This window comes from Candidatus Phaeomarinobacter ectocarpi (assembly GCF_000689395.1).
GTDB classification, from domain to species: Bacteria; Pseudomonadota; Alphaproteobacteria; order CGMCC-115125; family CGMCC-115125; genus Pyruvatibacter; species Pyruvatibacter ectocarpi.
Genome location: NZ_HG966617.1, coordinates 1,332,658 through 1,344,934 on the forward strand (window position 1 = coordinate 1,332,658; position 12,277 = coordinate 1,344,934).

Here is a 12,277-nt window from a genome sequence, read left to right on the forward strand (position 1 = left end):
CCTTATTTTGACGACACCGAAAAAGACGAAAAACAAAAAGCATTCGACTGCCGCCTCGAAAGACGTCCACGTGGATATGACGCCGGTGGATGATCGCGTAGCTGCGACAGAAAGCGGCCGGGCCATTGTGCTTCACCCATGGATCAAGTCCGGTCCGGTGGCCGCCGCTGCTCGCCACACTCAACGTGCTCCTGAAGACCGTCTCGAAGAGGCGGTAGGTCTTGCTGCCGCAATCCATCTCGACATCTCGCAGGCCATTGTGGTGCCTGTCGCTGATCCCAAGCCCGGCACTTTGTTTGGTCAGGGCAAGGTGGATGAGATCAAGCACATGGTCGAGCTGGAAGAGGCGGGGCTTGTCATTATTGATGGCCAGGTCACGCCTATTCAACAGCGTAACCTCGAGCGTGCCTGGAAAGCCAAAGTGCTGGATCGTACAGGCTTGATCCTTGAGATTTTTGGCGAACGCGCGGCGACCCGAGAAGGCTCTTTGCAAGTCGAACTTGCTCACCTGATGTACCAGAAAAGTCGTCTGGTGCGATCATGGACCCACCTTGAACGCCAGCGTGGCGGATTGGGATTTGTGGGCGGTCCCGGCGAAACCCAGATTGAAGCGGACAGACGCCATATCCAGGATCGCATCACTAAGCTTGAAAACCAGCTGGAGCGCGTGACCCGTACGCGTGAATTACACCGCAAGACCCGGCGTCGCGTTCCGTATCCTGTCGTTGCACTCGTTGGATATACCAATGCTGGCAAATCTACCTTGTTCAATCGGCTGACTGCATCTGGTGTGCTGGCGGAGGACATGTTGTTCGCGACACTCGACCCGACCATGCGTGCCCTGGATATGCCGGGCGGTCAGCGGGTTATCCTCTCTGACACGGTGGGGTTCATTTCGGACCTGCCGACATCGCTGGTCGCCGCTTTCCGCGCCACACTTGAAGAAGTGCTGGAAGCAGAGTTGATCCTGCACGTCCGCGATATCTCACACCCGGATACTGCCGCTCAAAGGCAGGATGTCCATGAGGTGCTCAGAGAGCTGGGTGTCGATCCGCAGGACACTGAACGGGTGATTGAAGTTGCCAACAAGATTGATCAGCTGGATGGCCCCGGACGCGCCGTGCTTGCAGATACGATCGAAGGCGATCCAAACCAGATCGCGGTTTCCGCCATAACAGGGGAAGGCATTGATCCCCTCAACGCCCTGATTGAAGCGCGCGTTACCGCGCATCTAACCGAGATTGACGTCTTACTTGGGCCAGGGGACGCGGCAGCTCGTGCATGGCTGCACGAAAACTGCACCGTTACCGGTGAAGATGATCCTGACGACCAAGGGAATGTCCGCATTCTGATCAAGGTCTCATCAGCGGATACAGGCCGGATCAACAAACGCTTTCCCGGCCTGCTTCCTGAGGCTCTTGGCCTCTAGTTGTTACTCGGCAGGTCCACCGCAACCAGCTTCATCTTTCGCGCAGGTGACAGAGGCAACGTCTTGGCCGCTTGCGACATCGCGCACCCAATCAACTGCTCGCACACCTTCGGCCTCAAATTCATACATCTCGTCGAAACGCAGAAGCGTGTGGAAAGTGCCCGATGCGGTAAAGCTGCGGAAATTGCCAATCTCCGAAGCAAGGTCATCCAGGTTCGCCTGAAGCAGCGGATAAACCTCGCTGTCTGATCCAAGCAATGTCAGGAATTGCTTTTGCACAGCGTCATAGGCGGTGTTGAACTGACGAAACTTGATCTGCGGAAACTGGCTGGCTGTAGCGACATAAAAGTCATCAAAGCTCGATGTCTCAGCTGACAAGGATCGCATGGCAGGCCATTCAGGCAGGTCCGTATAGATGCCCAGTGCCTCATTCAGGTCTTTGTTGCCACTTACCCGATACCCGCCTGCGCCACCTGCAAACTGAATAACTTCAGCTTCAGGATATGCTTCCTGCACGATGCCCGCATAGACCGGCGAGGAGACGGCACCTGCTGAGCCGCCGGACACAAAGACTTTTTCGGGTGCCTGCACATTGTCAAACAACCATCCAAGCGCCGACATGGTATTGGCCTTGCCGCGATGATGGATCGTCACTTCACTGCCGTCAGGCTTGGTATAGGTCTTGTCATTGGCACCTAGATGCACGTCGCCAGTGCAGTAGGAAACAAAAACCTGCGTCCATGCGCTGAAAGGATTTTCCGGATTGTCCTGTGCAAAGGCACCGCCACGGGTGCGAGGATCATTGTGGGGAAGTTCAGCCATCGGCACATATGTCGTGGGCTCAACGCTGGCGTCACAATTCTGGCCCGACCAGCAGGCACCACCGCCATTTAGGAACACCATCACGTTCTCACGTGCGCCCGGCTTTACATGAAATGTGTAGGGCGTTCCCATGGCGCACATGGTATTGCCACCCGGCGCAATTGTGTTCCAGCCGTCGGACATTTCATCTATTGGCGCCAGTGTATCGGCAAGTGCCAATCCACTAACGGTGATTGATGCAATCGCGGCAAAGAGCGCGGTCTTGAACATGTGCTTTCCTCCAGATGGTTCGTGTGAATTCTACTGCCGTTCTTCGTTCTTGGCTTTGGTCCACAGCGAGTCCATTTCTTCCAGCGTCGATTGATCCGGCGTTCGCCCGTCTTCCGCCAACCATGCTTCGATCTGCGCAAAGCGCCGCTCAAATTTCGCATTCGTTCCGCTGAGGGCCTGCTCCGGATCAACATCCAGGTGCCGCGCCAGGTTGGCGTAGACAAAAAGGATGTCTCCCAGCTCATCCATGACCCGTGCGGTGGGCGCACCGTTGTCCACTTCGGCTTTGAGTTCGGCGGTCTCCTCGGCCAACTTGTCGAGCACCTGCGCTGTCTGAGGCCAGTCAAAGCCGACCCGGGCCGCGCGTTTTTGCAGTTTGACCGCGCGGACGAGGGCAGGCAGCGCTTTGGGAATCCCGTCCAGTGCACCGGGGACTTTACCGTCAGCCTTTGCCGTACGTTCTTCAGCTTTGATCTTTTCCCAGCTGCCTTTGACGGCAACGGGTGTCTTTGCCTCGCCGTCGCCAAAGACATGGGGGTGACGGCGCACCATTTTGGAGGATATGCCCTCCACGACATCTGCGAACTGAAAGCTGCCTTCGTCTTCTGCAATGCGGGAATGAAACACGACCTGCAACAGCAGATCACCAAGCTCATCTTTTAGGTCTGCGCGGTCGCCTCGTTGGATTGCGTCAGCCACCTCATAGGCTTCTTCAATCGTATAAGGCGCGATCGTCTCAAATGTCTGCTCCAGATCCCACGGACAGCCACCATCTGGGTCACGCAACTTCGCCATAATGGCCAGAAGCGTCTCAATGCGGTGTTTGTCTTTGGGAAGTGTCGCACTCATTGGTCAGTCCGGCGTTCGGTCATGCACACCCGTCGCCACAGCGGCGACTGCTGCTGCAGCATCGGCAGGGCCTTCATGAGTGTGGTGGCGTTCGGCCAGTTTAGCGCGCAACTCAGCCTGCGCTTCCTTGGTCAACGGATACCGCCACATCACAATACCGGCGATGGCCATGAAGAGCGCTGGCAATGAAACGTATAGCGCCAGCAACTGGTTCAGCGTCTCGGGGCTGTTAGCACCGGCTTCAGGCACAAATCCAATTGCATCCAGCATGACATAGGTGATGCCCACAGCGACAGCGAAACCAATCTTGTTGGTCATCGTCAGCAACGAGTAATAAAGTCCAGTGCGCTGTTGACCGGAGTCGATCAGATCGCGGTCGCACACATCGGCCATGATGGCGCGTAGCAGAAACGAACCAGCGCCATAGGCGAGGCCATACAGCGTGTTGCCGAAGAACAGCCACCAGAATTCTTCGCGCGGCATGAACACAATCAAGGGCAATGCTGTTGCGCCATAGAACATCGCAATGGCCAGCGTCTTGTGCTTGCCCATCTTGTGGGCAATGCGCAGCCAGATCGGTACGCCGACAAACCCGGCGACGAAGTAGACGAGCAACAGCAGGCTTGCTGTTTCTGGGAGTCCCATCACGTATGAGGCAAAGAAGATGTAGAGCGAGCCGGTAATACCGGGCGCGATACCCACCAGCAGGTCAGCCAGCAGGACGCGGCGTAGCAGCGTGTTCTTGAGAATCAGACGTCCCGACTCTTTCCAGTTGATGCTCGCTTGAGGAACGCTTTTGAATTCAGGAACGACCCATACCGCAAGGGCAATGGTGATCGGCAGCAGGATGATTACAAACCAGCCCATGGCCGCAACGCCATCGGCAAGCCCGGTACTTGCGCCGGTGGTTTGAAGAACCGCAGGAAGCGCCAACACAGTGAATGACCCGAAGATGAGAGCGAATTCGCGCCAACCCTGGATTGATGATCGCTCGTCATAGTCCGTCGAGAGTTCTGCACCCCACGACATGTGTGAAATGGTGATGAGCGTCCAACCGATATAAAGGATCACCATCCAGAACATCAGATAGGCACCGGTGACCGGAGCTGTCGGCATGAACAGCATGTACGACGACAACATGAGAATTGGGGCAGAAATCACCAACCAGTGCCGACGGCGTCCCCAGCGGGAGTGGATGCGGTCAGACAGGGTGCCGAGCACCGGGTCGGTGAAAACATCCCAGAACCGCGCAACCATGAAGATGACGCCGACGAGTGATAGGGACAGGCCCATGTCTTCGGCATAGAAAGGCGGCAGGTACACAACGATGGGCAGGCCAAGTGCTGCAATGGGAATGGCAGGAAGTGCAAAGGAGCCCAACTGCCACTTGGAGATACGGCCTTTAGCCATGGAATACGTCACCCACAAATTACTGAATTGCGGGCGAGCCTAGTGTGGTGAGCGGTGCGATACAATCTTGCGGCGGCCGCAAAAATGGGCTTGGCCAGCCTAAAGCTGAATGCCAAACCGGGCCGCCACGACAACCACCAGAGAGTAGAGCGCAATCGTCAACAGGACCGACAGTCCCAATGCCGGCCAGAACGCGTATTCCGCGCGGAGCAGGGCAGGCATCACCAGGAAAATCGGGAGCGATGGCAAAACGTAGTAGAAGGTTGCTTCAAGATGGTTGGCAACCCGCACTGTGTCTCCCGTGTCGTTCCAAAGCCAGATAACGGCGAGGATGGAAATGAGGGGCAGGGACGCCACCAATGCCCCGAAAGCAGGGCTGCGCTTTGATGTCTCGGCCACGATCATGACAAGCACGCCGGACAAGGCCGCTTTGATAAGTGTCTGGAGCATGTCGTTACCTCTGCGATGCAGCGTCTAGTAGTGGGTCATGTATCCGCCATCGACCGCCAGAGTGTGGCCTGTGATGTAACTTGCAGCATCTGAGGCAAGAAACACGGCAGCGCCACCGATTTCCTGCGGCTTGCCCCATCGTCCAAGGGAAGACCGATCTCGCGGCATTTGGGTGATCTCTTCAACGTCAACAAGGGGCGCGTTGAACTCCGTCGCAAAAAATCCCGGCGCTATGGCATTCACAGTAATGCCGCTCGGGCCAAGTTCAGCCGCAAGCGCACGGGTGGCCGCCGCAAGTCCACCTTTCGCCATGCCATAGACCGGATCGCCCTTGAGTGAAATGTGGGCGGCAATCGACGTCACGTTGATGATGCGTCCACTGCCTCCTGTCTTCATGTGTCGCGCCGCAAGCCGGGAGAGCTCAAACGGTGCAACAAGATCGACATGCAGCAAGTCCTTGATGGCGTCGTGTTCAAACTCAAAAAGGTCGCGCCGATCCCGCGCAGCTGCGTTGTTCACAAGGATATCGATACGGCCGTGCTCGCTAATGATGCGCTCGATCGATTGTGCCGCAGCGTCTTCGTCCGCCACATCAAAGGGCAGCGGTGTTGCCTTGAGGCCCTCTTCGGTCAGCGTGTCAGCCGCAAGGCCGACGGTCGCGGCTTCGCGGCCACCGACAAAAACATGTGCGCCAGCGACCCCAAGAGCTCGCGCCATTTCAAGGCCAAGGCCGCGCGCGGCACCGGTGACAAGTGCAATGCGGCCTGACAGGTCAAAGGCGTGTGTGCTCACGCCAGCCCCAGGACTTCATCGGAAACATAGGGGTTGGTCTTTTGCTCATACTCAAATGTCGAGAGGGGGCCGTGTCCGGGGACAAAGCCTGTGTCGCCGCCAAGCGTAAACAGTCGATCACGAATTGAATCGATGAGCTGCTGGTGATTGCCGCGCGGAAAATCCGTGCGTCCGACAGACCCCTGAAAAATGACATCCCCGACCAGCGCGATCCGCGACGGTCCATGGTGAAACACAATGTGGCCGGGCGTGTGGCCGGGGCAGTGGATCACGTCCAGGGTCAGCCCTCCGACGGTCACCGTGTCTCCATGATCCAGCCAGCGCGTCGGCTCGAACTGATCATAGGTAGGCATGCCGTATTTGGACGCCTGCTCCGGCAGTGTCTCGATCAGGAAGAGATCATCCTTGTGCGGCCCTTCAATGGGTACACCATGCGTCCTGGCCAGCTCCCCTGCGGCGCCCGCATGGTCCAGATGTCCGTGTGTGAGGAGAACCTTTTCAAGTTTGAAGCCGGCTTCATGTATGGCGTCATTCAGGCGACCGATGTCGCCGCCCGGGTCACACACGGCACCGACCATTGTTTCGTCGTCCCACAGGAGCGAACAGTTTTGCTGGAGCGGCGTGACAGGCACGATGGCAATTTTGAGAGGCATGAGGTGAGGTCCGGCTTGTTTCAGGTTCAGCTCTTCATAAACGCTTCAAACGCATCCGCAAAATCCGGGTGCCAACGGGAGAGGGCGGGTCGGTTCTCAATCAGGTCGCCTGCATTCCATGCGGTGCGCTTTTCATCCATTGGTCGGTCCACGTCATTGTCCGGGCACAGAATGTAAAAGTCACCGCGGGCAAGGCTATCAAACATGAAATCCGCGACCTGTTCGGACGTCCATGCGCCCGGTGGCTTTTCAGGGAGGAACCGCTGGATCATCCCCGTATAAGTGAAACCGGGGATCAGCAGGTGGGCGCTGATCTGACACTCATCAAGGTTGCGCAGCTCATGAGCCAGGGTCTCGGTGAATGCCTTTACGCCCGCTTTGGACACATTATACGCACTGTTTCCCGGGGGCAGCGTGATGCCCTGCTTGGACCCGGTGTTGATAACGATGCCCGGTGCACCGGCTTCAATCATGCCGGGCACGAAGGCCTGCACACCATTGATGATGCCACTGAGATTGATGCCAAGCAGCTGCTGCCACCCATCACCATTCTCCCAAGGCTTGCCGGGATTGAGACCGGCCCCTGCATTGTTCATCAGAATACTGGCAGGCCCAAGCTCACTCAATATCTTTTCCGCCAGACTGTGCATGGCAGACGCATCGCTGACGTCACACTCGAAGGTCAGAACCTTTCCGGGACCTGAAACACTTGTCGCCGCTGTTGCGAGGGCTTCAGGGTCTCGGTCGACCAAGGCCACGTTGAGCCCGCCGCCCGCCATCTGCTGTGCGCAGGCAAGGCCAATACCATTTGCGCCACCGGTAATGACGGCAGTGTTTCCAGACTGAAAGGCGGGGAGAGTGGGTAGGGTCATCGGGTATCTCGCAGCAGGAGTTAAAAAGCGACCATCGGTCACTTTTTAACATGACCTGCGTGGGACCAGACGACAAGGTATCAGGTGCAGCGGGAAATGATGTTTGCTGCCTAGTAGAGATTATCCTTGGCGTCCTGATCCAGAGCCTGGTCAATCAATTCGGCCTCAACATCCAACGCCAGCTGGTCCCGCATGATCTGTCCCAGGCTCGGAAAATCCTTGCGTTCAATCTGCGCGTCCGGATCCCACAGGCCAGACCGCTTCACTGCCTTTGCGCAATGCAGATACGCCTCTTTCACGTCAACCACGAGGACCGACAGAGGAGGGCGCCCATTGGCAAGAAACCGCTCCATCAACGCAGGATCCTTGCTGATGGAGGCCGTTCCGTTCACCCGCAGCATTTCGTTGACGCCGGGCAGAAAGAACAAAAGCCCGATGGCTGGGTTGTGGGCCACATTGGTCAGTGAATCGAGCCGGTTGTTGCCCGGCCGGTCCGGCATGGCCAGGTGCGTCTTGTCCAGCACATGAATAAATCCGGGCTCACCGCCACGGGGGGACACATCTCCCAATCCATCCGCACGCGATGTTCCCAAAACGCAAAACGGGGAGAGCTCGATGAAGCGGGCGCAGTGCGCATCGATATGGCGGATGTCTTTTGCCAGCACTGCATCGTTAGGGTCGGCGTAGGTGCCGCGAAGATCAGCTTCGGTGGCAAGCGTTGTTTCAATCATGAAGTGCTTTCAGATTTGAGTATGCAGGATACTGAAATGGCTTTGAGCCGCGATGGCGTCACAATAGTTCTTTTGGCTGAACCTGCCAGCCTGTGATGACGCTTCCTGACAGCTGACGTCAGCAGCATTTAACGCATAATATATATTATGGAAAATATTTGATATGGTGAAATCGGCACCAGGTGGCTAGGCTATCCGGGAAAGCCTATTCGAATCTCCAAGGAACACCGCGCACATGACGGTATACGTCTCTGGCCACATTTCCATTCATGATCGCGACGAGTACGCGAAATACGAGGAATCCTTCATGGATGTCTTCCAGCAGTTCAAAGGGTCGCTTTTGGCTGTGGATGAAAATCCGTCCACCCTTGAAGGCACATGGTCAGCCACACGTTTTGTCTTGCTGAGCTTTCCAACCAAGGACGATGTCATGGCCTGGTACAACTCGGATGGCTACCAGACCATCGTCAAACACAGGTTTGCAGCCAGCAATATGGACGCCATCATTTCTGTTGGCATGGACGAAGCAGCACCTCAATAGCCGCACCCACGCCCCTGCCCAATCCAACCCCAGCGAGGAACCCCAATGTCAGATCCCGTAATTGCCGCCAAAGAGCCCGCCATGGTCGAAGTCAAAGCCGGTGAGACCTATTGGTGGTGCCGCTGTGGGCGGTCCAAGTCGCAGCCATTTTGTGATGGCAGCCACCAGGGCACGGATTTCGAACCCATGGAGTATAAGGCTGAGAAGGACCGCACGGTGTTTTTCTGCCAGTGCAAGCACACCAACAAGGCACCTTTGTGTGACGGCCGTCACGGCGCACTCTAGGTCCTAAACGGCTTCCGTATATCCGCGTTCAATAACGCGCTCCAGCGCCTCAAAAGCCTCGCGAAGCTCTTCAAAAGCGACGCGATGGCGCTGCAGATCTTCCAGCGCACTGACTGACGGCACACCGGATGTCTCCGCCACAGCCAATGCCTTTGCGAGATAGCTTGCCCGCAGTTCAGCGATGCGCACCGCAAGACGCGTTATTGTATCCAGGTCAATGTGCGGCAGCTTTGCGCTCAGCACTTCCTGGTTGGCTTTCATGATCGTGCGGTCCATGCGATCGCGGAACACGTTCAACGCATGGCGTTTCTCACGGTCCAGCTCAGCACTGGTCAGCAGCCTGTCTATCTTCTTGGATTCGATCACACCTGAATAGCGCACCATTGGAGCACCCTCCTTCGAGGACAACACTTATCCCCAGTTAGCGAGAGTCTCTCACAGGCGCGTTAATAGACTGTTAGGACGGCCAAAAACCTTTCAAAAGCAACGGCTTGCCTACATTGATTGCTGTAGAGGACGAATAAGCATTTCGTTGACCGCGACGTTTTCCGGCTGGCCGATCGCATAGGCAATCGCATCAGCAATGGCTGTGGGATCAAGGAACTCGAAGTCATAGGTTCCGCCCATATTGTCCATAACCACCTTGTCGGTGATCGTGCCTGCGAGTTCCGTCGTGACGGCCCCTGGGCAAATGGTGGTCACGCGAATTTTGCCGGCTGTTTCCTGTCGCAAGCCCTCGGAGATCGCTCGCACGGCAAACTTCGTCCCTGAGTAAACACCGGTTGCCGGGCCGGTCCTGTGGCCGGCAATCGAGGACACATTGATGATGTGACCAGAACTGCGCCCCAGCATGTGGGTCAGCACCGCATCAATGCCGTAAAGAACACCCTTGATGTTGACGTCCACCATGCGATCCCACTCGTCCACTTTGCGCGATGCAAAGAAAGACAGCGGCATGAGCCCGGCATTGTTCACAAGCACATCGATGTGTCCGAATTCCGCAATGGTGGCTTCACCCAGGTCGAGCATGGATTGGTGATTGCTGACATCGGTGACGTGTGCTTTGGCGTTGGCGCCAATCTCATCCACCAGAGCATCCAGCCGGTCCTGGCGGCGCGCTGCAAGCATGACTTTCGCGCCACCGGCCGCGAGCGTCCTGGCAACTTGCGCGCCGATACCGCTCGACGCACCCGTGACGATTACAACCTTGCCTTCAAGTCCACTCATAGCACCCTCCCCTAAACCATTGTTTTGACTCGCCGTCTGCCCGACTCATCGGCCAATCCAGGACGAACACTTCGGTCATCATAGATAAATGTGACCGAAAGTCATTTCAAGGCGAAACGTAAGGGCTGAACGGGATCAGCTGACGCGCAGCGATCCATCGGCCTCAAGTGGTGAGTGCGGGTTCCAGGCCACTTCCCAGAAGTGCCCGTCTGGATCTTCAAAATATCCAGAGTGTCCACCCCAGAAAACATCCTCGGCCGGCTTTACCAACCGAGCCCCTGCAGCCACAGCCTCTGAGAGAACACTAGCGACGTCGTCTTTGGCGCGCACATTGTAGGCTAGAGTAACACCTCCAGCAGTCGCCTTTGGCAGATCCTCACCGATGTCTTCAGCCAGCTTGTCAGTTGGATACAGCGCGAACACAAACGTGCCCATGGCGTAAAAGGCGATCCCGTCCTGAGAGATGCTGGCTTCTGAAAATCCAAGCCGCCCGTAAAACGCCCGCGATGTTGCGAGGTCTGAAACGCTCAAGGTGATGATGCTTATGCGCTGGTCCAAAATGTCCTCCATCTAAGAAAGAACATAATAGCAACATGCGTGCGAATAGCCAGAAGCAGTGTCGCTAGGCGACAGGTTTTTTGGGGCGCTTGAGTTGCATCGTGGCATCCTTGCCTTCGGCAAGCTGAAAGCCGAACTGCTCGTAAAAGCCGTGCGCGTCTTTAGTGGCCAGCGTCCAATTGTAGACGTTCTCAAACGGCGGATAATCAAGGATGGCCTGCATCAACAACTTGCCACAGCCCTGCCCCTTGAATGCGTCGATCACAAAGACATCCGATACCCATGCAAACCGGGTCATGTCCGTCACCAGTCGTGCAAAGCCTATCTGTCGGTTGCTGGGGACGTGATACAGGCCGAACGGAAACCCGTTGGCAACGCTTTCCATGATGCGCTCCGGCGATACGTCTCCGGCCCAGTAGGTTTCAGACAACGTGTTGATGATCACCGCTCGGTCAAGCCGGTTACGGTCTGTCGAGACCTCAAAATCACCTTGCCGGTACACGCCGCCTTTCCAGCCCGCGTGGTTTGCGACGTCGCTCACAACGGATACTCCAGCACCATGCCGTCATAGGCAGGAATGATCCCCTCAGGCAGTTCCCTGCGAAGCGTCTGATAGTCCAGATCCACATGCATGTTGGTCAACACACCAAGCTCTGGTTTGACGTCAGCAATCCATTCAAGTGTGAGGTCAAGATTGGCATGGGAAGGATGCGGCGCGCGGCGCAGGGCATCCACAATCCAGCAGTCAATGCCTGCAATCGCATCCCGTGCGCGCTGCGGCACGCCATTGACGTCAGGTGAATAGGCGACGCTTCCCATCTTGAAGCCCAAAGCCGGGATTGATCCGTGCTCCAGCAGCAGTGGCTCAAACGTCACCGGGCCGCCCTCACCGTCAATCGTTACAGATTCGTACGCGGTCATCTTGTGGGCATTGAGTATCGGTGGATAGCCGGATCCAGGCGGCGTCTTGAAGCAATAGTCAAAGCGGTTGAGGAGCCACGACTCGGTGGTTTCGTCCATATAGACATCTACGCGCGCGCGGTTGTTCATGGCCACCATACGAAGGTCATCGATGCCATGGGCCTGGTCCGCATGTGCATGGGTGTAAAGCACCGCATCAAGACGACCTTGATTGGCCATGTTGAGCTGCTCTGCCATGTCCGGAGACGTATCGATCAGGACGTTGGTGGTTGGTCCGCCCGCCTCAGCAGATTTCTGCACCAGGATCGAGCAACGCCGACGGCGGTTCTTTGGTTCATCCGGGTCGCAGTCACCCCAGATATTGCCGATGCGCGGCACGCCGCCTGACGAGCCGCAGCCCAGAATTGTGATTTTGAGATATCCGCTCATGACTCAACGCAGATGATTGGCAGGTAAACAAAAACAGC

The 12,277-nt window shown here is 56.7% G+C and carries 16 protein-coding genes; 3 read left to right on the plus strand and 13 right to left on the minus strand.

Going from position 1 to position 12,277, the window contains the following annotated elements:
* The first annotated feature begins 76 nt into the window (after nt 1-76).
* Nucleotides 77-1,429 carry a GTPase HflX gene (gene hflX, locus BN1012_RS06285; RefSeq protein WP_043948970.1) on the plus strand — a complete coding sequence of 451 codons (1,353 nt, stop codon included), beginning with the start codon at nt 77-79 and terminating at the stop codon, nt 1,427-1,429.
* Nucleotides 1,430-1,432: 3 nt separating this feature from the next.
* Here the strand turns inward: hflX and BN1012_RS16740 are convergent, their stop codons facing one another.
* The 8 genes from BN1012_RS16740 to BN1012_RS06325 form a co-directional block, all read right to left on the minus strand.
* Nucleotides 1,433-2,521: a pectin acetylesterase-family hydrolase gene (locus tag BN1012_RS16740; RefSeq protein ID WP_052534700.1), complete on the minus strand. Its 1,089-nt coding sequence runs from the start codon at nt 2,519-2,521 to the stop codon at nt 1,433-1,435.
* A 30-nt stretch (nt 2,522-2,551) separates the two neighbouring features.
* Entirely contained in the window at nt 2,552-3,370 is an 819-nt protein-coding gene (mazG, locus tag BN1012_RS06295; protein WP_043948971.1) for a nucleoside triphosphate pyrophosphohydrolase, read from the minus strand.
* A 3-nt stretch (nt 3,371-3,373) separates the two neighbouring features.
* The gene (locus tag BN1012_RS06300) at nt 3,374-4,780 is read right to left on the minus strand and encodes an MFS transporter (protein ID WP_043948972.1); all 1,407 of its coding nucleotides are present in this window, start codon (nt 4,778-4,780) and stop codon (nt 3,374-3,376) included.
* Between the two features lie 99 nt (nt 4,781-4,879).
* Nucleotides 4,880-5,230 carry a DUF3147 family protein gene (locus BN1012_RS06305; RefSeq protein WP_043948973.1) on the minus strand — a complete coding sequence of 117 codons (351 nt, stop codon included), beginning with the start codon at nt 5,228-5,230 and terminating at the stop codon, nt 4,880-4,882.
* A gap of 24 nt (nt 5,231-5,254) precedes the next feature.
* Nucleotides 5,255-6,022 carry an SDR family oxidoreductase gene (locus tag BN1012_RS06310; RefSeq protein ID WP_043948974.1) on the minus strand — a complete coding sequence of 256 codons (768 nt, stop codon included), beginning with the start codon at nt 6,020-6,022 and terminating at the stop codon, nt 5,255-5,257.
* Complete coding sequence (locus tag BN1012_RS06315) at nt 6,019-6,675, minus strand: MBL fold metallo-hydrolase (protein WP_043948975.1); 657 nt, start codon at nt 6,673-6,675, stop codon at nt 6,019-6,021. The genes BN1012_RS06310 and BN1012_RS06315 overlap by 4 nt, the downstream gene beginning before the upstream one ends.
* 26 nt (nt 6,676-6,701) lie before the next feature.
* Nucleotides 6,702-7,547, minus strand: a complete 846-nt coding sequence (locus BN1012_RS06320; protein WP_043948976.1) for an SDR family NAD(P)-dependent oxidoreductase — start codon at nt 7,545-7,547, stop codon at nt 6,702-6,704.
* Nucleotides 7,548-7,657: 110 nt separating this feature from the next.
* A complete protein-coding gene (locus BN1012_RS06325) occupies nt 7,658-8,278 on the minus strand; it encodes a pyridoxamine 5'-phosphate oxidase family protein (RefSeq protein ID WP_043948977.1) in 621 nt (206 codons plus the stop codon).
* 235 nt (nt 8,279-8,513) lie between these two features.
* Here BN1012_RS06325 and BN1012_RS06330 point away from each other — a divergent pair, with 235 nt between their 5' ends.
* Complete coding sequence (locus BN1012_RS06330) at nt 8,514-8,819, plus strand: DUF1330 domain-containing protein (protein WP_043948978.1); 306 nt, start codon at nt 8,514-8,516, stop codon at nt 8,817-8,819.
* Between the two features lie 45 nt (nt 8,820-8,864).
* Nucleotides 8,865-9,104: a CDGSH iron-sulfur domain-containing protein gene (locus BN1012_RS06335; RefSeq protein ID WP_043948979.1), complete on the plus strand. Its 240-nt coding sequence runs from the start codon at nt 8,865-8,867 to the stop codon at nt 9,102-9,104.
* A 3-nt stretch (nt 9,105-9,107) separates the two neighbouring features.
* On the opposite strand, the gene BN1012_RS06340 is transcribed toward BN1012_RS06335, so the two are convergent.
* The 5 genes from BN1012_RS06340 to BN1012_RS06360 form a co-directional block, all read right to left on the minus strand.
* Nucleotides 9,108-9,488, minus strand: a complete 381-nt coding sequence (locus BN1012_RS06340; protein ID WP_043948980.1) for a hypothetical protein — start codon at nt 9,486-9,488, stop codon at nt 9,108-9,110.
* A gap of 111 nt (nt 9,489-9,599) precedes the next feature.
* Complete coding sequence (locus tag BN1012_RS06345) at nt 9,600-10,331, minus strand: SDR family oxidoreductase (RefSeq protein ID WP_043948981.1); 732 nt, start codon at nt 10,329-10,331, stop codon at nt 9,600-9,602.
* A gap of 135 nt (nt 10,332-10,466) precedes the next feature.
* Nucleotides 10,467-10,889 (minus strand): VOC family protein, encoded by a 423-nt coding sequence (locus tag BN1012_RS06350; RefSeq protein ID WP_043950719.1) that lies wholly within the window; start codon nt 10,887-10,889, stop codon nt 10,467-10,469.
* Nucleotides 10,890-10,953: 64 nt separating this feature from the next.
* Nucleotides 10,954-11,430, minus strand: a complete 477-nt coding sequence (locus tag BN1012_RS06355; protein ID WP_052534702.1) for a GNAT family N-acetyltransferase — start codon at nt 11,428-11,430, stop codon at nt 10,954-10,956.
* Nucleotides 11,427-12,239 (minus strand): MBL fold metallo-hydrolase, encoded by an 813-nt coding sequence (locus BN1012_RS06360; protein WP_043948982.1) that lies wholly within the window; start codon nt 12,237-12,239, stop codon nt 11,427-11,429. Before BN1012_RS06360 ends, BN1012_RS06355 begins: the two co-directional genes overlap by 4 nt.
* Nucleotides 12,240-12,277 lie beyond the last annotated feature (38 nt).